Source organism: Brucella intermedia LMG 3301 (genome assembly GCF_000182645.1).
GTDB lineage: Bacteria > Pseudomonadota > Alphaproteobacteria > Rhizobiales > Rhizobiaceae > Brucella > Brucella intermedia.
Genome location: NZ_ACQA01000001.1, coordinates 1,758,017 through 1,777,988 on the forward strand (window position 1 = coordinate 1,758,017; position 19,972 = coordinate 1,777,988).

Here is a 19,972-nt window from a genome sequence, read left to right on the forward strand (position 1 = left end):
AGCATGTCTCCCGAAAGTGGGAACCGGTTTCGGGTTAAAGACATGCGATAAAACAAACAGATAGAGCATTTCTAATGAAATGCTCTATTTCGCCCGGTTGGCGTGGCGCACGATGCCGCCGACGCCATTCACGGCGCCCGGCGCGAGTTCGCAGGCGAGCATCCGGCGCGGATCGACCGGTGCCGGCATGATCATGGAGCCCGGCGCGACCATCTTGAAGCCGAACGGACCGTAGTAAGGCTCATCGCCGACGAGAATGACGAGCTTGTGGCCTTCCTTTTCGGCGGCTTCCAGCGACATGCGCATCAGCCTGCCGCCGATGCCCCGCTTCTTCCATTCAGGCCTGACAGCAAGCGGTCCGAGCAGGAGCGCGGGCGTCTTGCCGACGACAACCGGCGTCTGCCGCACCGAGCCGACCACGATGCCGCCCATCAGCGCCACGAAGGAAAGATCGAGCGCGTGCGGACCACCCTCGCGGATGAAATGCGCGGCACGTGTGAAACGTCCCGGTCCGAAGGCTTCGGCATTGATGGCTTCGATTTCAATGTCGTGCGCCGGGCATTCCTGCGCATAGGTCAGTTCAAGCTGCTGCATGGGCTTAAGATCGCAATAGGAGAAGTCGGGGACCGTGAGGTCAATGGAATGCACTCCGCGCTTGGGCGCGGTCCAAGTTTCATCGTCGGATGAAAAGCATTTCCATTACATCGTTCTCCTGTGCGGCCGGAATTGAGATGACCGCAATTTGGAAGTTGCATTACACCAAAATGGACAGAGGTAAAACCATTTTTTTCAAAATGGCGGTTTCGACTGATCTTTTGGAACCGTTACGCACTGTTCACGGCTTGCAATGCTGCAAAACGGCGGCTCTCGCCCTATTCTCTTGCCAAAAGGAGAAATCGCATGGGACTTCTGGTCGATGGCAAGTGGCATGATGTCTGGTACGACACCGAGAGCACGAAAGGCCGCTTCGAACGTTCAAAATCGCAATTCCGCAACTGGGTGACCGCTGACGGCAGCCCCGGTCCGACCGGCGAAGGCGGCTTCAGGGCCGAACCGGGCCGTTATCACCTCTATGTGTCCTATGCCTGCCCATGGGCGCATCGCACGCTGATTTTCCGCGCGCTGAAACGGCTGGAAGACGTGATTTCGGTTTCCGTGGTGGATTTTCTGATGGCCGAAGAAGGCTGGACCTTCCACGGCACCACCGGCAGCACCGGCGACGCGCTCTATGGCGCGAAGCGTCTTTACGAAATCTACACCCGCGCCGATCCGAACTATTCCGGCCGCGTCACCGTGCCGGTCCTGTGGGACAAAGAGCGCCAGACTATCGTCTCCAACGAATCGTCGGAAATCATCCGCATGCTGAACACCGCCTTCAACGAATTCGGCGATGCCTCGCTCGACTTCTACCCGGAAGCGCTGCGCGGCGAGATCGATGCGCTCAACGATTTCATCTATCCCAACATCAATAACGGGGTTTATCGCGCCGGTTTCGCCACCACGCAGGAAGCCTATGAGGAAGCGTTCGGGCAGCTCTTCGCCGCACTGGATGCGCTTGAGGACCGTCTTTCCCGCCAGCGCTATCTGACCGGCGACCGCCTGACGGAAGCCGACTGGCGACTGTTCACCACGCTGTTGCGTTTCGATCCGGTCTATGTCGGCCATTTCAAGTGCAACCTGCGCCGCCTTGCCGATTATCCGAACCTCTGGAACTACACGCGCGAGCTTTATCAGGTGCCGGGCGTCGCCCCGACCGTGAACATGGAGCACATCAAGGGCCATTATTATCGCAGCCACAAGACGATCAATCCGACCGGCGTTGTGCCGCTTGGACCGGAAATCGACTTCGCTGCCCCGCATGACCGGGATCGCTTCCCCTCAGCACTTCCAGCAAAAGCGTGAAGCGGCTTTAAAGCCCGACCGGACCAACTGCGCTTTTCCTGCAACAGTGCCGGGAGAACATCAGCAATCTCTTAAATCTCTCGCGCCCCATTGATTTCGATCAATGGGGCGTTTCGTTGCGCGGTCCAGATTGCACGCATCACTACTACCTCCCCCAAGACTTCAAAGACTGACCACGACTTAAGGAGAGAGAGATGAACCGCTTCGCAAGAGGATTGCTGGCCGCTACCGCCCTGACCTTCGCCGCACCGGCGGCGTTTGCCGCAGATGCCATCGTAGCCCAGCCCGCGTCCGAAATTCAGGCCGTGCCGGAAGCCCTATCGCCATGGCAGATCCGTGTGCGCGCACTCGGCGTCGTTCCGCAGAATTCCGGCTATGTGAATGGCGTTTCAGGTTCGGATCTCGACTATTCCAAGTCGATCACGCCTGAACTCGACATCACCTACTACTTCACCGACAATTTCGCCGCCGAACTCATTCTCGGCACGACCTATGCCAATATCAACGGTGCCGGTTCGATCGACGGGCTGGGCAAGATCGGCAAGGCCTGGATTCTGCCGCCCACACTGACGCTGCAATATCACTTCACCAATTTCGGCGCCTTCAAGCCTTATGTCGGCGCAGGCGTGAACTATACCGTGTTCTACAATCAGGATGCGACCGGCGTCGAATATCTGAAGGTCAAGAACGCATTCGGCGGCGCGCTGCAGATCGGCTTCGACTACATGCTCAACGAGCATTGGGGCGTGAACTTCGACGTCAAGAAGCTGTTCCTGGAACCGAAATTCGACGCCACCCTGATCGGCGGCACGGAAGTGACCGGCAAGGCCAAGCTCAATCCATGGCTGATCGGCACGGGTATCACCTACCGCTTCTAAAACTCCACACGCCACGGTGAGGGTGCGGCGGATGCACCTTCACCAGATCGGCAGCGGCTCCAGGTCGTGAAGTGCTTCCTGCAGGCGCCGTTTCGTCGAGGGCGTGGTTCCCTCCGGCAGATTGTCGAGCGGAAAAAAACCGCATTCGGCAATTTCGCGGTCAGGCAAACGCGGCGCTGTCTGCTCGAATTGCCTGCACACATAGAGCGCCACATGATCGCGCGGCGATGCATGGGCGTTCTTGTAAAGCGCGAAAAGCCGGGGGGAGCCTTTCAGCACGATATTGCATTCCTCGCGCAGTTCCTTTTCCAGCGTCTCGATAAAAGTCTCGCCGCGCTCGACGCCTCCGCCCGGCAACTGCCATCCGGGCACATAGGTATGTTTTACCAGGAAAACCGAATTCTTTTTTTCATCGAAAACAATGGCCCTTACTCCTAATGTCATTGGGCGTCTTAATAAAAAATATGTATGAAATATAAAATGTCGAAAGCGCATGCCGTCTCTCCGCGAAGCAATCTACTTCGTATTAATGCATCAATGTCATCAACAAAAAGTCGCTAAACAGGTTTTGATTTTAAACATTATCCAGTAAACGGGGCCTTATGTTCCGTCTCGCCCACATATCCGATATTCACCTTTCACCGCTGCCGCGCGTGCGATACCGCGAATTGGCATCGAAGCGCATTACCGGTTACATAAACTGGCTGCGCAATCGCAAAAATGCGATGCACGGAACCGTACTCGACAGTCTCATTGCCGACATGCAGGCGCAATCCCCGGATCATATCGCGGTGACGGGCGATCTCGTCAATCTGGCGCTCAATCTCGAAATCGATATTGCCCATGACTGGCTCACCAGACTTGGCAACCCGAACGATGTCTCGGTCGTCCCCGGAAATCATGACGCCTATGTTCCCGGCGCGCTCGACAAGTCATGCCGGAAATGGGAACCGTGGATGCGCGGCGACGGCATCGACAACAGTGGCAACCGCCCGCAATTTCCCTATATGCGCGTGCGCGGCCCCGTGGCGCTGATCGGTGTTTCCTCGGCGCGTGCGACAGCCCCTTTCATGGCAAGCGGCGATTTCCGCTCTGCGCAAGGCAAGCGTCTGGCGGCGATGCTGGACGAAGCCGGTGCACGCGGGCTCTTTCGCATCGTGATGATCCATCACCCGCCGATCCATGGCGCGACGCCCGCGCACAAACGCCTTTACGGCATCCGCCGTTTCCAGAAGATCATACGCAAGCATGGTGCGGAGCTGGTTCTCCACGGCCACACGCATCTTGTCACGCATTACGAGATAGACGGGCCGAACGGCAAGGTCCCCGTGGTCAGCGTGCCGTCTGCAAGCCAGAACTTCGGCGGTCACAAACCCGCCGCCCGCTACAACATATTCGGCATCGACAGGCGGCCTGAGGGCGGCTGGTCCTGCCTCATGGAAGAACATGGCGTTTCCGACGCCAGCGAGAAAATAACGAAGCTCAACGAGCGTGTTCTTTATTGATTTCAAAACAAAACGGCGCCTTAGCGCCGTTTTGGAGCGCATCCCGAAAAGTCTGAAACGCCTACGCAGGGAAATCAGTCCACGGATTGATTTCTGATCCTGCTTCGATCGGAAAAGATGCGCGTCGAAACAAGGAGATAGAGCGCCCATCTGAATCAGACCGGCGCTCTAATCTATGTGTTTTGGCTTAACGACCAATCACCCGGTTGGCCGCCGAGACGATTGCTTCCAGTGAAGCACTGACGATATTGTCGTTGATACCGGCGCCGAACAGCTTGCCGCCCGGATGAGCCATTTCGACGTAGGAAATGGCCGAAGCGTCCGAACCCTGCTGTAGCGAATGTTCGGAATAGTCGACGACCGACATCTTTACGCCGAGATATTTGGACAGCGCATCGACAAAACCGTCGATCGGGCCGGTTCCCTTGCCCTCGATATTCCTGGTCACGCCGTTATCGGTGATTTCGGCGGTGAGAATGCGACGGCCCTTCTGCTCGGGATCGGGCATGGTGTGATGATCCACGAACTTGATGCGTGCGCCGGGCTGCGTCACGTAGAGCTTCTGGAACTCGTCGTGAATGCGCTTCGACGGCAGTTCCTTGCCTTCTTCATCGGTAATGTTCTGGATGATCTCGCGGAATTCGACCTGCAGGTTGCGCGGCAGGTTCAGGCCGTAATCCGCTTGCAGGATATAGGCGATGCCGCCCTTGCCCGACTGCGAATTGATGCGGATGATGGCTTCGTAGGAGCGGCCCACATCCTGCGGATCGATCGGCAGATAAGGCACTTCCCAGATAGGCGAATTCGCCGAACGGCGCGCCTTCATGCCCTTGTTGATCGCATCCTGATGCGAGCCTGAGAAAGCCGTATAGACCAGTTCGCCGACATAAGGGTGGCGCTCGGCGATCTTCAACTGGTTCGAATATTCATAGACTTCCTTCATCCGGTTGATGTCGGTGCAGTCCAGTTCCGGGTCCACGCCCTGCGTGTACATGTTGAGCGCCAGCGTCACCACATCCACATTGCCGGTGCGTTCGCCATTGCCGAACAGCGTACCTTCAACGCGGTCGGCGCCCGCCATCAGGCCGAGTTCAGTGGCGGCGATGCCCGTGCCGCGATCATTATGCGGGTGCAGCGAGACGATCAGGTTCTCGCGATTGTCGAGATTGCGGCACATCCATTCGATCTGATCGGCATAGACGTTCGGCGTGTTCATCTCGACCGTCGAGGGCAGATTGACGATCAGCTTGTTGTCCGCCGTCGGCTTCACGATCTCGATGACGGCATTGCAGATTTCCAGCGCCACATCCAGTTCGGTGCCGGTGAAGCTTTCCGGCGAATACTGGAAGCGATAGCCGCCATCTGTAGAATTGGCTGCCTTGGCAGCCATGTCCATGATCATCTTGGCGGCGTCGGTCGCGATCTGCTTGATACCGCCGACATCCTTGGCGAAGACCACGCGGCGCTGCAATTCACTGGTGGAATTGTAGAAATGGATGATCGGCGACTTCGCGCCTTCCAGCGCCTCGAAAGTGCGCGTGATCAGTTCGGGACGGCACTGAACCAGCACCTGCAACTCCACTTCGTCCGGCACATTGCCATGCTCAATGGCCCAACGGCAGAAGTCGAAATCCGTCTGCGAAGCGGACGGAAAGCCGATTTCGATTTCCGGAAAACCCATATCGACCAGCAGGCGGAACATGCGCTCCTTGCGGTCGTGGCCCATCGGGTCGATCAATGCCTGATTGCCGTCGCGCAGGTCGACCGAACACCAGATCGGGGCCTTTTCGATGCGTCTGGACGGCCAGGTGCGGTCATCGAGCTGCGGAACCGGGAAAGGTGAATATTTGCTGCCTGCAATCGGCATGCCTTTGCGCTCGGAGACGGACTTCGATTGCGGCGTGGTGACGGATTGATTCATGTTCGTTTCCTCCCGGCTGTCGACGGATTCAAGCCGTCAAGCGCGGATAATACTGATCAATTATAAGGGTTTTCTGGAAAGGAGCACAGGCCTGCGACCGGGGATCGACCGCCGGACGCTCCTTTCAGCGAGCCCGGCGATCGCCGCTAAGGCCGAGGGTAAGAAGCGAGTTTAGAACGCAAACATCAACGCGCGCGCCGAAGGCCGCTGCGGAATGTTCCATGGATGTTGCGTTTTTGATCGTCATGGGGAAAGCTTTTACACGCGCACTATCCGCCATGCAAGACAGTATTTCAGTCAGGCAAATGGCACAGCGCTGGTTCCCGGCGGCAGCTTTGCCTCGTCCTCCGGCTCCACATGGATCACCACGCGCGCGCTGTCGATCTCCTTCTTCAGGGCATCTTCGATACGGTCGCAAATCACATGGGCATCGCCGACGCTCATATCGGCGGCAACGACCAGGTGAAACTCGATGAAGGTGACCCGGCCGGCAATGCGCGTCTTGAGGTCGTGAACTTCGATGGCGCCCCCCGCATTGGCTGAAATCACGTCGCGGATGCGCATTTCCTCGGTCGGTTCGACGGCAATATCCATCAGCCCCTGCACCGAGGAATTGATGACATGCCAGCCCTGCCAGAGAATGTTTATGGCGACCAGTATGGCAAGCAGCGGATCGAGTATGGCCCAGCCCGTCACCACCGCACCGACAAGGCCGACCAGAACGCCAGCCGAGGTGAAAACATCGGTCATGATGTGCTTGCCGTCGGCTTCCAGCGCGGGCGAGCGGAACTTGCGGCCGGTGCGAATCAGCAAGGTCGCCCACAGGCCGTTTATGACGGCCGCAGCAGTGTTGATGGCAAGGCCCAGCCAGGGTTCATCGAGCTTGCGCGGGGTTTCCAGCGCAAACCACGCCTCGCGGAAGATCAGGAGCGCGGCGACCGTGATCAGGACGCCTTCCACGACAGCCGAAATATATTCGGCCTTGTGATGCCCGAAAGGGTGATTGCCATCCGCTGGCTTGTAGCTCATGCGGATTGCCCACCATGCGCCGACCGCCGCAATCACATTGACGATGGATTCCAGTGCATCCGAATAAAGCGCCACGGAACCGGTCAGCGCATAGGCCAGATATTTCAGGCCCATCACACCGAAAGCAATGGGGATAGACCAAGCGGCAAGCCGCCGAACCTTTGCACTCGCGTCCATGATGAACCTTTGATTATCTTGATCCAGAGCATTTCCAGCAAAAGTGCGAAGCGGCTTTGCGTAGGATAATGCGACTATAAAAACTCTTGGAGCGCGGTTCGATCCGGTTGAAACAGACCGGCGCTCCAACGGCTTGTCATGAACCGCACATCTTATCCGAAACCGTTTCACACTTTTCGGATGCGCGCCAGCGCGCGGGACACATCCACAACGCATCTGGCATATGCGGCAGCAATTCACCGCCGCTCTATACCCCAGAAAAGCAAAACTTCGTACCCTGTTTTTTCAGTTCCCGCATTTAATTTTCTCCTGCAAATGCAAGGCATTACAGTTGCAAATGAGTTGCCAGAGCAGGCAATGGGTAAGCGCCGGCAGGTCATAAAAAAACCAGCCGCGGCGCGGGTCGCGGCTGGCTTGAAATCACGACGCGAAGCGTTCGGTCAGTAGTTGGTGCGGCGCGCCTTGTTCTTGCCTGCCAGATGCGTCACCACATTCTCGATCATGCGCATTCCGGCATTGTGGCCAAGCGTCATGATCGATTCCGGATGGAACTGAACGGCGGCAACCGGTTCGTGCTTGTGCTCGAATGCCATGATGACACCATCTTCCGTTTCCGCCGTCACCAGAAAATCATCCGGCAGACGCTCCGGATCGGCGAAGATCGAATGATAGCGCCCAACCGTCACCTCCTTCGGCAGGCCCGAGAATATCCGCTCCGGCTTCGACACGCGGATGCGCGACGGCTTGCCGTGCATCGGAATGCGCAACTGGCGCAGCGTGCCGCCATAGGCTTCGGCGAGCGCCTGCAAACCAAGGCAGACACCGAAGATCGGCAGTTCGCGCTTGCGCGCCTTGGTGATGGTGGCCTTGCAATCGAAGTCCTGCGGCGTGCCCGGTCCGGGCGAAAGAACCACCAGGTCCGGCTTGATCCTGTCGAACACCTCTTCCGCCACCGGCGAGCGCACGGTGGAAACCGTCGCTCCCGTCTGGCGGAAATAGTTGGCGAGCGTATGCACGAAGGAATCCTCGTGATCCACGAGCAGAATGGAGATGCCCTCTCCCACCTTCGCCGCTACGCGCTCCTCGGTGACATGATTGCTCTTCTGCGCCTCGCGCACCGCAGCGATCATGGCCGAAGCCTTCAATTCGGTTTCGGCCTCTTCCTCTTCCGGATTGGAATCGAACAGAAGCGTTGCACCAGCGCGGATTTCAGCCACGCCATCCTTCACGCGGATGGTGCGCAGCGTCAGCCCGGTATTCATGTCGCCGTTGAAGTGCATCATGCCAATCGCGCCGCCATACCAAGCGCGCGGGCTGCGTTCGTTTTCCTCCAGAAAGCGCATCGCCCACAGCTTCGGCGCGCCGGTCACGGTCACGGCCCATGCATGGCTGAGGAAACCGTCAAAGGCATCCATGCCGTCGCGAAGCCGTCCTTCGATGTGATCGACCGTGTGGATCAGGCGTGAATACATCTCGATCTGGCGACGGCCGATGACGCGCACCGATCCCGGCTCGCAGACGCGGCTCTTGTCGTTGCGATCCACATCCGAGCACATGGTCAGCTCGGACTCGTCCTTCTTGGAGTTCAGCAGTTTCAGGATTTGTTCCGAATCCGAAATCGCGTCTTCGCCGCGCTTGATCGTGCCTGAAATCGGGCAGGTTTCGATACGCCTGCCGTTCACCCGCACGAACATTTCCGGCGACGCGCCGACCAGATATTCATTCTCGCCCAGATTGATGAAGAAGGAATAGGGCGACGGGTTGATCGTCTTCAACCGGCGGAAAATCTCCGATGGCGCAGTGTGGCAGCGCTCGTAGAAGGTCTGCCCCGGGACCACTTCAAACAGGTCGCCGCGCTTGAAGCTCTCCTTGGCGCGCTCGACCAGTTTCGCATATTCGCCCGGATTGTGGTCGCCACGCGCAAGCTTGGCGTCCGATGGCTTGAAGGCGCGTGCAGGCGTCGCACGTGCGAGGCCGTGCGTGGAAGAACCGCCGCAGGTGAATTCGTAACGATCCACCCAGGCGCGTGCCGCATAATGATCGGCCACGAAGATTTCGTCCGGGATGAACAGCACCAGATCGCGCTGATCGTCGGGGCGCTTCAGCTTGTACTGGATCGGATCGAACTGGAACGCCAGATCGTAACCGAAGGCGCCGTAAAGACCGAGATTGGCGTCTTCCTCGGAGAAGAACAGGCCGACAATGGCGCGCAGGACCGTGAAGACCGAAGGCATGCGCGAGCGCTCTTCCTCGGTAAAGGTGCCGCTCGGCTCGGCAATGTTCAGCTCGATGCGGTTTTCTTCCGCCTTGTCGACCGTCACTTCGGCCAGCGCCTTTACCGTGTTCAGAATGGGACGAAGCAGAATGACGCCGCGGGCATTCAGCGCTTCGATGCGCATGGTGCGGGCGCGCGAGGTGATGACCACCGGAGGATCGACGATGGCCGTATCCCATCGCGTATAGCGGCCCGGATATTCGTAGTTGGACGAGAACACCGCACCGCGCCGTTCGTTCAGCGCATCGATATAGGTCTCGATCGCGCCCTTATAGGCTGTGAGGTGGCGCACGCGCTCGACGACGATGCCGCCCGCCGTCTCGTGCTGGAATATCTCGCTATCCGCAATCTTCGCATTCATGATCGGCTATCCCAAAACGAGAGCATTTCCGGTTTAAAATGCTCTATCTATTTGTTTTTGACGCATGTCACGATCCCAAAAACGGCTCCCGCTTCCGGGGACATGCTCCAACTGTTCCCAAACATTCCCGGAAACCGGTTTCTCCCGCCGGTCTTATACAAACAGCCAAACAAAAAGGCCGCCCGGATAATCCCAGCGGCCTGTTTCCTGAACGCAAATGCACAAACGCCTGCGTGGCCGCTTTTAGCGGGCCCACCACCAACCGTTGATGACGATATTGCGCGAAATGTTCATGGAGCTACTGTTAGCGTTCAATCCGTTTCCTTGCAACCGGAAAATTCGGGCGCGCAATCCGGGCCGCAAAGCGCCGTCCAGCTCGCCGCCGACAGGGCCTTCGCCACGTTCAGCAATCACCACAAAGAAAGCCGGACAGTTTGGGGCTGTCCGGACTTCCTCAGAACCGGGGATGAACGGGACGGAAGGAAAGCAACGATTCCCCCAATCCGGCCCCCCTTACCCCATGCCAAAATTTCCAGGTGCAATATGACTTTCAGTATGCACATTTATCCTTATCACAGGCCGCGATTATTATGCAACCTGTGATTGTTATTTGCACGTATGCTTACATTTGAGGCCAATTCATCGAAACAGTTCGAAAATTTGTAGGACCACCCAACAAGTTTCGTCTTGCGTCGGGGATCGATTTCGGATTCATTTCCGTGGCAACTCAAACACATATGCAAAAATCAAGAATAGAGCCGTCACACATAAACGGCCATTGGGGACAACTGATGAAGAATCTCGATGCGATGGACAGGAGTATTTTGCGCGCCCTTCAGGAGAATGGACGCCTGACCAATACCGAACTGGCTGATCGCATAAATCTCTCGCAGACGGCCACCGCCGAACGCGTCAAGCGACTGACCCGCGAAGGGTATATTCTAGGCTATTCGGCGCGGCTTTCGCCCAAGATGCTCGACCGGGCCATGCTGGTCTTCATCGAGATCAAGCTCGACCGCACCACGCCGGAAGTCTTTGAAACCTTCTCGACCTTCACCCGCAACAATCCGGACATCCTGGAATGCCACATGGTTGCGGGTGGCTTCGACTATCTCGTCAAGGCCCGCGTATCCGACATGGATCACTACCGGCGTTTCCTTTCGGAAGCGCTTCTTTCCCTCCCCGGCGTGCGGGAATCGCACACCTATGCCGTGATGGAGGAAGTGAAGGAAACCGCCTATATCGCCGTCTGAGCAGGCGACAAGCCCTTCCTGAACACGTCGTTGCTGTCAGCAGCATGGGCAGCAACGAATTCCCTGTTCCGCACTTCGACCTTGCGCGCAATTATTTACGGGTATATACCCGCAATATGTCACATCCGTGTTTCTGCATTCTTCTGCGCCAGGCAGCCCGCAAGACGTCGAGCGTTTACGACAACGCGCTGGCTCCGCTTGGCATCAATGTCGCCCAGTTCAGCACGCTGCGGAAAATCCGGCGCGCGGGCTCCATCTCGGTGACGGAACTCGCCCATCTGTCGGAACTGGACCGCTCGACCATGGGCCGCAATGTGAAGGTTCTGCAGCGAATGGGCCTGATCGAGCCCGCCGCCAGCGACGACCATCGCGAGACCAGCGTCACGCTCACGGCTGATGGCCGCGATCTGGTTGAGCGCGGCGGCCCGCTCTGGGATCAGGCGCAGGAGGAAATCGAAACCCGGCTGGGAGAGGACGGCGTGGAGCAATTGCAGCATCTGCTCCGCGCGCTCGGCTAAGCCAGACGCCTTTTGACTGAAAACCAAACGCCTTTGACTGAAAACAATGACCTGAAGCCATGCGCCCGCTACAGCATCGGCCCGAAATCGGTGACGATTTTCGCAAAGCACGATGCGTGGAATCCAAAGATCAGGGCGAATGGCTTCGCCATCAAACGCAAGGCTGGTCGAGAGCCAGCTTGAACCCGAAAGCGCCAAAGATGATTTCTGCCCGCCTTGCCAGCTTTCTCGCCCAGAGAAACATCCATTACGGATGGATCGTCGCCGCCATTACCTTCCTGACCATGCTGGCGACGGCTGCCGCCATGGGATCAGCGGGCATATTGATCGAACCGCTCCAGCGTGAATTCGGCTGGACCAACGCGAATATCTCCTTCGCAATGGCGCTTCGCCTCGTTCTTTTCGGCCTCATGGGGCCATTCGCCGCTGCCTTCATGAACCAGTTCGGACTGCGCCGCGTGGTTGCCGCCGCTCTCATCATGATTTCGCTGGGGCTTGTCGGCTCCATTTTCATGACCGAGGAATGGCAGATGGTAGGGCTCTGGGGCATCGTGATCGGCCTCGGCACCGGCATGACCGCGCTTGTGCTTGGCGCAACCGTCGCGGCCCGCTGGTTCGAAAAGCGGCGCGGCCTCGTCGTCGGCCTCATGACCGCCAGCAACGCCACCGGCCAGCTGGTCTTCATGCCGATCCTTGCCAGCGTCAGCCAGACGATCGGCTGGCGCACATCGCTCACCATCGTCATCTGTTTCCTTGTTGCGGCCCTTGTGCTGGTTCTCGCCCTGATGCGGGACCACCCGGCGGATATCGGCCTGAAACCGTTCGGCCGCACCGCGCCGCTGCCAGCGCCTGAACCCCGCAAGAGCTTCGGCGCCATGCTGGCCTCGCCCCTCGTCACCTTGCGCGAAGCATCGTCGACCGCGACCTTCTGGGTCCTGTTTTTGACCTTCTTCGTCTGCGGCTTTTCCACCAACGGCCTGATCCAGACGCACTGGATCACGCTTTGCGGCGATTTTGGCATCGCTCCGGTGGGGGCTGCGGGCATCCTTGCCGTGATCGGCGCCTTCGACCTCATCGGCACGATCATGTCCGGCTGGCTCTCCGACCGGTTCGACAATCGCTGGCTTCTGTTCTGGTTCTATGCGCTGCGCGGCCTGTCGCTGATCTACCTGACCTTTACCGACTTCACCGTCTACGAACTGGCACTGTTCGCCGTCTTCTACGGGCTGGACTGGGTGGCGACCGTGCCGCCGACGGTCAAGCTTGCCGCCGAACGTTTCGGCCCGGAAAAGGCCGGGCTGGTCTTTGGCTGGGTGTTCACCGGCCATCAGATCGGTGCAGCGGCCGCAGCCGCCTTCGCGGGGCTCGTGCGCACCGACTATGACAGCTACACCCCAGCCCTGATCCTTGCCGGCGCCATGTGCTTTGCCGCCGCTGCCATGGTCTTCATCATCAACCGCCCTGCCGCAAGGCCCGCCTTGCAGGCATCATGAGGCGGCAGGTTTCTTGCCCTTCCTGTTCAGGGCCAGCACGCCGAGGCTGATCAGGAAGGCGGCGAGCGTGTCGGTCCAGCCCGGCACTTCGCCAAGCAGGACAAGCGCCAGAACCAGAGTAATGACGGGGATCAGCGCCGATAGCGCTGCCCCCGCAGCCGTTCCCAGCAGGACAACGGCACGGTTGAAGGCGAATACGCCGAAGGCCGAGGTCAGGACGCCCTGATAAAACCCCTGCAGGGCAATATCGCCCCAGGGTGTCGCGTCCATCCCCTTGGGCAGGAAGATCATGTAGATCGGCAGATAGACGATTGCCGAGGTGACGGCGGCGATGGCGGTCGCGTGCAGCCCGTCTATCCCTTTCTTGCGAAACACCATGACATAGATCGCCCAAACCAGTGCCGCGACGAAAAAGAACAGGTGCCCGAGCATTTCCGGCCCGCCCAGTTGCGACAGACCGGCGATCAGCATGGCCCCGATCACGATCAGCACGACCCCGGACCACCGCGATGGTGCAAGATGTTCCTTCAGAAGCGCCATTCCCATAATGGCGACCATCGCCGTCATCAGCCCCGGAATGAGCGCCGCCGCATGGGACGCCGGGGCATATTGCAGGCCGCAGGTGGTCAGCAGCGCATAGGGAACGCCTGCGCCGGAAGCCAGAAGCACGAAGCCGAGCGGGCCAAGCTGGCGAAGACCGAACCCTTTCATCAGAACGACCGGCAACAGCACCAGCCCTGCCACGCCGAAGCGCAGGGCAATGATGTCGAATGGCGTCAAGGCGGTCTTGAACCCGAACCGGGTCAGGACGAAGGAACCGGACCACACCAGCACCCCGGACAGCCCCCAGGCCAGACCGCGTATGGTATTGGAAGTCGAAGTCGTCGGATGGGTGTCGGTGATGGCCGTCATTTTCACTCGCAGCAGGAAAAAGGAATAGCGCCGGACTATTGCATTCCTGGCCGCGACGAGCGCCACGGATAAGCGAGATATGAGATATTAGAATTTCTTATGCCGCCCGGCTTCTGGCTTGCAGGGCCACATCGCAGAACCGGTCGATCAGATGCTTGACCGGGCTGTCGGCTCGAAAGACGATATAGACAGTGCGGAAAGTCGCCGGATTGAGGCGGCGCGCGCGCAATCCATGCAGATCGGCGTCCGGCAGGCTGATTTCCGACAGAAGCGTGGTGCCGATGCCATGCCGTACCATTTCCAGCACCGTGGCGACGTCCCGCGTGCGCACCTGCTCGCTGCGCGTTTCGCCATCGCCATGGATAATCCGGTCGATGATCATTTCGCAGCCCGCAGCCGCGATCAGCTGGCGGTTGCGCAGTTCCTCCGCGGCAACGGTGTCGTTGCGCATGAAGGGATCGTCCCGCCTGCCCACCACGACCAGTTCTTCGCGGCCAACCTCGCGAGCCTCAAGCTCAGGCGTGGGCAGCGAGGTGATGCCGAGATCAGCAATGCCGTCCCGCACCCACAGGCTGACATCATCGTGCCCACCCTCGAAAGCGCTGAACTCGATGCCGGGATAAAGCCGCTGAAACGTCTTTCGCAGACCGGGCAGGACATATTGGAGCTGGCTCGGGATTGCCGCAACGCGCAGCCGTTCAGGCGCGCCCGAAGCACGGCACCGTGCCTGCACCTCTATCCGGTCGATGGCCTGAAGCGCCGCCTTGGCGTCGGCAAGGATCGATTGTCCGAACGCCGTCAGCGCAGCCCCGTCGCGCTTACGCGCCAGCACTTCGACCCCGAGTATCTTTTCCAGTGTCGCAATCGCCTGACTTGCGCCCGATTGCGTCAGGCGCAGGCGGCGCGCGGCGGCGCCGACGCTGCCGGTTTCCGCAACAGCTTCAAGCAGACGTAACTGGACCAGACTGATCTTCATCGTTTTGGTTCCGGCTCACTCTTCAATCAAAGCATCGCCCCAGTCGGCGCGGCGCGCCCAACGGAACAGATCACCCTCGCGCTTGGTCAGGAGACGTTCTTCGGCCCTGCCGTCATCCTTGCACAGTTTAACCGAAACCTTGCCGCCGCCAACCCGGGTCGGCGCGATCACTCGCGCCTTCACATCATTGACCGTCTCGCGCACCGCAGCAAGATAGATGAATTTCTCATCCTCCCACGGCACTTCCGCGTCCTTGGTCAGACGATGAATGCGTGAGCGCGCAACCCGGCGCGAGAAATGGCACCAGTCAGGCGCGGCCAGCGGGCAATCGAGCTGGTGCGGACAGGGCGCCGCAATGATTGCGCCTTCGGCGATGAGCGTGTGGCGCGCATCGAGAATGCGCTGCCAGCCCGCCGGTGTACCCGGCTCCACGATAACCAGCATCTGCGTTGCCGCTGCCCACAGGCGCGAGATCAGCGTCTGCCGCTTTTCAGGCGCAAGCTCGTCCAGCACATAGGCAATGGTCACGAGATCGGCGTGGGGAAAATCGAGCTTTTCCCGCACCACATCCCCTGCCCGCCAATCGAGATCGGGCAATCCGCTATTTTGCGAAAGGCCGCTTCCCACTGCACGGATTGCAGGGCTTGCCTCGATCATCGTTGCCGATTGAAGCATGGGCCAGCACTGCCTGGCCGCCCAAAGGGCCGTTCCCGGCCCTGCCCCCACATCCAGCATGGATTGCGGCGCGAAATCGGGACAGACCTCGGCTGCACTGTCCATACTGGCGCGAACCGCCGCATAGGTCGCAGGCAGGCGCGCCGCCAGATAGGCTTTCGCGGCAAGATCGTCGGAAATATGCATCCGCCCGTCGCGCGTCTCGGCCCGGTAACGGCGCGAAAGCATTTCGGATGCGCGCTTCAGGTCGGCCAGAGCCACGCCCTCAAGCGCAGCATCCACCGCCTGTCGCAAGGAAGCTGGCAGTTCCATTGCCCGTCAGCGCTCCAGAACCTGCTTCACATCGACCAGATTCGAACGGACACGCAGGATGTAGAAGCCCATCGTGGTCAGATGCGACGGCGTGAACCAGGCATCGGGGCTGCCGTTGGAAACGATGAAAGGCTGCATGTCGAGCGCGGCGCGCATCTGCTTTTCCATCTCGTCCCACACACCGTCGAGGTGCTTTTCGGCCAGAACGCCCCGGAAATCCGAATGTGCTGCACGCAGCAGGCCGTAATAGGCATAAAGCTGGCCATAAGCGAACCAGAAACGATCATCCGCGCGCGTGTCGAACCAGCCGGCATGGTAGTTCTCGGCACGGTCCTTGAGGATGGCCGAAGTCGAACCGAGGTCGCTCGCGATACGGTCAACGAACTGGATCAGATTGTCGGCGCGCGCATCGAATGTTGCCTGACAGTTTTCCAGCCGCCCGTTGAAGGCACGCAGATCCTTGATCGCCGAACGGTAATAGCTCGGCGTCGGCGTTTTAGGGCCAAAGGGGCTCAGGCCGAAATACCAGGAATCTTCGGCAAATTGCAGATTGCCGCGCGCCTTTTGCAGATCGCCATCAATCTGCGATGTGCCTCTGAGGCGTCCGATATTGTCAACGAGTTCAATCGCCGTGCGGCGCACGGCTGCATTGATGCCCCGCTGGAACGAAGCCTTGTTGTCGAGGAACGGTGTGCGGTCCCAATCCAGCCCGAAAAAGCCGAGCTTGTAGAGCAGCATGGAAGAAATCCATGCATTCTGGTTGACGTTGAAATCGGTGAGATCGGCAGCAACTTCGGCAATGGCCGAACGCGAACATTTGCGCGCCGACGACGGCAATTGCGCCGCCTGAACCGGTTGATTCGCCGTTGCGGCATCGCTGTTCTGGCCGGTTGATGGCGCGGTAGCGGGCTGTTCTGCCGGTGCGGCAGTGGACGGAACCTCGGCTGGCGCGGCCTCCGCTTTCACCTCTTCGCCGGGCGTCGTCGCATTCTGATAGCTGTACTTGGCCGGATAGTCGGGATCGAAATTCGTCCAGGCTTGAGTCTGCCAGATGAAATAGAGGTAAAGCCCGCCAAGACCGATCACGAGGACCGCGCTCACAACTTTCCACAAAATTCCGAGCCGCAGGAAAAGCCGCCACAAACCGCCAAGCGGAATGGCAATCAGGCGGGCAAGCGCCGCGATGAAACGTCCGAGGAAGGAAAAAACGCCCTTTACTGCATTCCACACTGTAAAATATCCTTCCTTTTGCCCCATAAACCGGGGCTTCGCACCGCGTCTGCACCCGCACGCGGACCTATGCATCGCAAGTCCCGTTCGCAAGCAGCCAAGCCTGAAAAAGCCACTGGTTCTCAAATAGAGTGTGCTCATCTTTTCGACAACCCAATGGTCTGATTCCGACATTTGCGTCCCGCGGATATGAGCGCTGAGCAAATGTCGGAATCAGACCACTGGCAACTTTATGAATCGCGTGGATTTTTCGAATTTGACGATTGAAACGAGATTTATATCGGACGGATATCAAACGTCAAATTCAATCCACTCGAACGCTCATCCAACTGATTTTATCCGTCATTTTCCGCTGACAGGGTTGAATCCCGGGAGCCGATCCGTAACATGGCGCCAACCCGCTTCGGCCAAGTGCGTGGCAATCCTGCCCGCCTCCCCTGGCCGACGGTTCCGGAAAATGATGAGCGACAAACAGCTTCAAGGCGGTTTCAAATCAGGTGCGAAACGGTTTTTCGCCGGAAACTGCGGTCAACGTCGCAATCAAGAACATTTTCGCCGCTATGGTACTTGAATGGCGAAATCTTTGGTGTTTGCTAAAGCTGGAACCGGAAAAACAATCAATCCGTAAAAACGGCCCGGTAAATGGAGAGAACAATGAAGTCCGTATCGACCCTTATGCTTACGCTTGCCTTGGGTGGGCTTGCCACGGGAACGGCAATGCTGAGCGCCCCTGCAAACGCCGTCGCCGCCGAACCCGAAAGCTGCTCGACCGTCCGCTTCTCGGATGTCGGCTGGACCGACATCACCTCCACGACGGCGGTGGCGACGGAAATCCTCAAAGGTCTCGGCTACAAGACCGACATCAAGGTTCTCTCCGTGCCGGTGACCTATGCGTCGCTGAGCAAGAAGGACATCGACGTCTTCCTCGGCTACTGGAACCCGTCCATGAGCGCCGACCTCCAGCCCTATCTGGACGACAAGACCGTCGAGACGCTGCGCACCAATCTGACGGGCGCGAAATATACGCTTGCCGTACCTAAATACGCCTATGACGAAGGCCTCAAGGACTTCAAGGACATTGCAAAGTTCAAGGACAAGCTGGGCGGCAAGATCTATGGCATCGAACCGGGCAATGACGGCAACCGCCTGATCCTCGACATGATCAACAAGGACGCCTTCGGTCTCAAGTCGTTCGAACTGGCGGAATCCTCCGAGCAGGGAATGCTGGCGCAGGTCGCGCGCAGCATCAAGAGCAAGGACCCGGTCGTGTTCCTGGCATGGGAGCCGCATCCCATGAACAAGCGTTTCGAAATCGCCTACCTCACCGGCGGCGACGATTTCTTCGGCCCCAATCTCGGCGGCGCCAAGGTCGAAACCAATGTGCGCACCGGCTACACGCAGGAATGCCCGAACGTCGGCAAGTTCCTCACCAATCTGGAATTCAAGCTCGATATCGAAAACGAGATCATGGGCAAGATTCTCGATGACGGCCAGGAACCGTCGAAAGCCGCACAGGACTGGCTCAAGGCCAATCCCGGCGTTCTCGACCAGTGGCTCGCAGGCGTGACGACCGTCGACGGCAAGGAAGGCCTGCCGGCCGTCAAGGCGGCGCTCGGCCTTTGATTCTCCTATGCCGCCGGGCTGCGACAAACGCGGCCCGGCACATTCCAGCACCTTCATCACAAGCACGCAGCAGGAGACTTGATCGTTGAACTGGCTGACGGACTACAAGATTCCTGTCGGACCAACCGCCAAATCTGTGGTGGACTGGCTGACGACCCATCTGGGGCTTTTCTTCGACACTTTGGCGGCGATCATGCAGGGCCTGATTGACGGCTTGTTGTATCTCTTGCAACTGCCGCATCCACTGCTTCTGATCGCCATCTTCGCAATCATTGCCTGGCTGATCCAGCGTCGTATCTCAGTCGTCCTGCTCACCGTTCTGGGTTTCCTCTTCATCATCAATCAGGGCTATTGGGAACCAACCCTCAAGACGCTGACGCTCGTCCTGTCATCGTGTTTTGTCTGCATGGCGATCGGCGTGCCGCTCGGCATTGCTGCGGCCCATCGTCCGGCACTTTACGCCGCGATGCGTCCGGTTCTCGACCTGATGCAGACCTTGCCGACATTCGTCTACCTGATCCCGGCGATTGTTTTCTTCGGCATCGGCATGGTGCCGGGCCTGCTTGCCACCGTCATCTTCGTGATCCCCGCCCCCATCCGCCTGACGCAGCTCGGCATTTCCTCCACACCGTCCTCGCTCATCGAGGCGGGTGAAGCCTTTGGCGCGTCACGCTCGCAACTTCTCTGGAAGGTCGAACTGCCCTATGCGATGCCGCAAATCCTCGCGGGCCTGACCCAGACGATCATGCTTTCGCTGTCGATGGTGGTCATCGCCGCGCTTGTCGGCGCCGACGGCCTGGGCGTGCCGGTGGTGCGCGGGCTGAACTCCGTAAACATTTCTCTCGGCTTCGAAGCAGGTTTTATCATCGTCGTGGTTGCAATCATACTTGATCGCATCTTCCGCGCTGGGAACGAGAAATAGGAACAAGCGG

At 58.9% G+C, this 19,972-nt stretch carries 17 protein-coding genes; 8 read left to right on the top strand and 9 right to left on the bottom strand.

Annotation, left to right across the window (positions count from 1 at the left end):
- Window positions 1-84: 84 nt before the first annotated feature.
- On the bottom strand, window positions 85-594 hold the full coding sequence (locus OINT_RS08375; protein WP_006472721.1) for a GNAT family N-acetyltransferase: 510 nt from the start codon (window positions 592-594) through the stop codon (window positions 85-87).
- A 306-nt stretch (window positions 595-900) separates the two neighbouring features.
- Here OINT_RS08375 and OINT_RS08380 point away from each other — a divergent pair, with 306 nt between their 5' ends.
- Together OINT_RS08380 and OINT_RS08385 are read left to right on the top strand one after the other, a co-directional pair.
- On the top strand, window positions 901-1,902 hold the full coding sequence (locus tag OINT_RS08380; protein WP_006467356.1) for a glutathione S-transferase family protein: 1,002 nt from the start codon (window positions 901-903) through the stop codon (window positions 1,900-1,902).
- 194 nt (window positions 1,903-2,096) lie between these two features.
- Window positions 2,097-2,780: an OmpW/AlkL family protein gene (locus OINT_RS08385; protein WP_006467357.1), complete on the top strand. Its 684-nt coding sequence runs from the start codon at window positions 2,097-2,099 to the stop codon at window positions 2,778-2,780.
- Between the two features lie 39 nt (window positions 2,781-2,819).
- On the opposite strand, the gene OINT_RS08390 is transcribed toward OINT_RS08385, so the two are convergent.
- The gene (locus OINT_RS08390; protein ID WP_006467358.1) at window positions 2,820-3,275 is read right to left on the bottom strand and encodes an NUDIX domain-containing protein; all 456 of its coding nucleotides are present in this window, start codon (window positions 3,273-3,275) and stop codon (window positions 2,820-2,822) included.
- A gap of 107 nt (window positions 3,276-3,382) precedes the next feature.
- Here OINT_RS08390 and OINT_RS08395 point away from each other — a divergent pair, with 107 nt between their 5' ends.
- Window positions 3,383-4,285 (top strand): metallophosphoesterase family protein, encoded by a 903-nt coding sequence (locus tag OINT_RS08395; protein ID WP_006467359.1) that lies wholly within the window; start codon window positions 3,383-3,385, stop codon window positions 4,283-4,285.
- Window positions 4,286-4,472: 187 nt separating this feature from the next.
- On the opposite strand, the gene leuA is transcribed toward OINT_RS08395, so the two are convergent.
- The 3 genes from leuA to OINT_RS08410 form a co-directional block, all read right to left on the bottom strand.
- Window positions 4,473-6,206 carry a 2-isopropylmalate synthase gene (leuA, locus tag OINT_RS08400; protein ID WP_006467360.1) on the bottom strand — a complete coding sequence of 578 codons (1,734 nt, stop codon included), beginning with the start codon at window positions 6,204-6,206 and terminating at the stop codon, window positions 4,473-4,475.
- 297 nt (window positions 6,207-6,503) lie between these two features.
- Window positions 6,504-7,412, bottom strand: a complete 909-nt coding sequence (locus OINT_RS08405) for a cation diffusion facilitator family transporter (RefSeq protein WP_006472720.1) — start codon at window positions 7,410-7,412, stop codon at window positions 6,504-6,506.
- A gap of 440 nt (window positions 7,413-7,852) precedes the next feature.
- The gene (locus OINT_RS08410) at window positions 7,853-10,048 is read right to left on the bottom strand and encodes an anthranilate synthase component I (RefSeq protein WP_006467362.1); all 2,196 of its coding nucleotides are present in this window, start codon (window positions 10,046-10,048) and stop codon (window positions 7,853-7,855) included.
- A 791-nt stretch (window positions 10,049-10,839) separates the two neighbouring features.
- On the opposite strand from OINT_RS08410, the gene OINT_RS08415 reads away from it, so the two are divergent.
- The 3 genes from OINT_RS08415 to OINT_RS08425 all read left to right on the top strand — a co-directional run bounded on the left by OINT_RS08415 (window position 10,840) and on the right by OINT_RS08425 (window position 13,312).
- Entirely contained in the window at window positions 10,840-11,301 is a 462-nt protein-coding gene (locus OINT_RS08415; RefSeq protein ID WP_006472719.1) for an Lrp/AsnC ligand binding domain-containing protein, read from the top strand.
- 116 nt (window positions 11,302-11,417) lie between these two features.
- Window positions 11,418-11,819, top strand: a complete 402-nt coding sequence (locus OINT_RS08420; RefSeq protein ID WP_006472718.1) for a MarR family winged helix-turn-helix transcriptional regulator — start codon at window positions 11,418-11,420, stop codon at window positions 11,817-11,819.
- A 200-nt stretch (window positions 11,820-12,019) separates the two neighbouring features.
- Window positions 12,020-13,312, top strand: a complete 1,293-nt coding sequence (locus tag OINT_RS08425; protein ID WP_006472717.1) for an MFS transporter — start codon at window positions 12,020-12,022, stop codon at window positions 13,310-13,312.
- On the opposite strand, the gene OINT_RS08430 is transcribed toward OINT_RS08425, so the two are convergent.
- From OINT_RS08430 to OINT_RS08445, 4 genes are all read right to left on the bottom strand, one after another.
- On the bottom strand, window positions 13,307-14,224 hold the full coding sequence (locus OINT_RS08430) for a DMT family transporter (RefSeq protein WP_039852957.1): 918 nt from the start codon (window positions 14,222-14,224) through the stop codon (window positions 13,307-13,309). The two genes, OINT_RS08425 and OINT_RS08430, sit on opposite strands and share 6 nt — an antisense overlap.
- 97 nt (window positions 14,225-14,321) lie before the next feature.
- Complete coding sequence (locus tag OINT_RS08435) at window positions 14,322-15,200, bottom strand: LysR family transcriptional regulator (RefSeq protein WP_006467368.1); 879 nt, start codon at window positions 15,198-15,200, stop codon at window positions 14,322-14,324.
- A gap of 15 nt (window positions 15,201-15,215) precedes the next feature.
- Complete coding sequence (locus OINT_RS08440; protein ID WP_006467369.1) at window positions 15,216-16,187, bottom strand: small ribosomal subunit Rsm22 family protein; 972 nt, start codon at window positions 16,185-16,187, stop codon at window positions 15,216-15,218.
- Window positions 16,188-16,193: 6 nt separating this feature from the next.
- Entirely contained in the window at window positions 16,194-17,444 is a 1,251-nt protein-coding gene (locus OINT_RS08445; protein ID WP_006472715.1) for a DUF2333 family protein, read from the bottom strand.
- 627 nt (window positions 17,445-18,071) lie between these two features.
- Between OINT_RS08445 and OINT_RS08450 the strand changes: the two genes are divergently transcribed.
- The gene (locus tag OINT_RS08450; RefSeq protein WP_006472714.1) at window positions 18,072-19,040 is read left to right on the top strand and encodes a choline ABC transporter substrate-binding protein; all 969 of its coding nucleotides are present in this window, start codon (window positions 18,072-18,074) and stop codon (window positions 19,038-19,040) included.
- An 85-nt stretch (window positions 19,041-19,125) separates the two neighbouring features.
- The gene (choW, locus tag OINT_RS08455) at window positions 19,126-19,962 is read left to right on the top strand and encodes a choline ABC transporter permease subunit (RefSeq protein ID WP_006467372.1); all 837 of its coding nucleotides are present in this window, start codon (window positions 19,126-19,128) and stop codon (window positions 19,960-19,962) included.
- Window positions 19,963-19,972 lie beyond the last annotated feature (10 nt).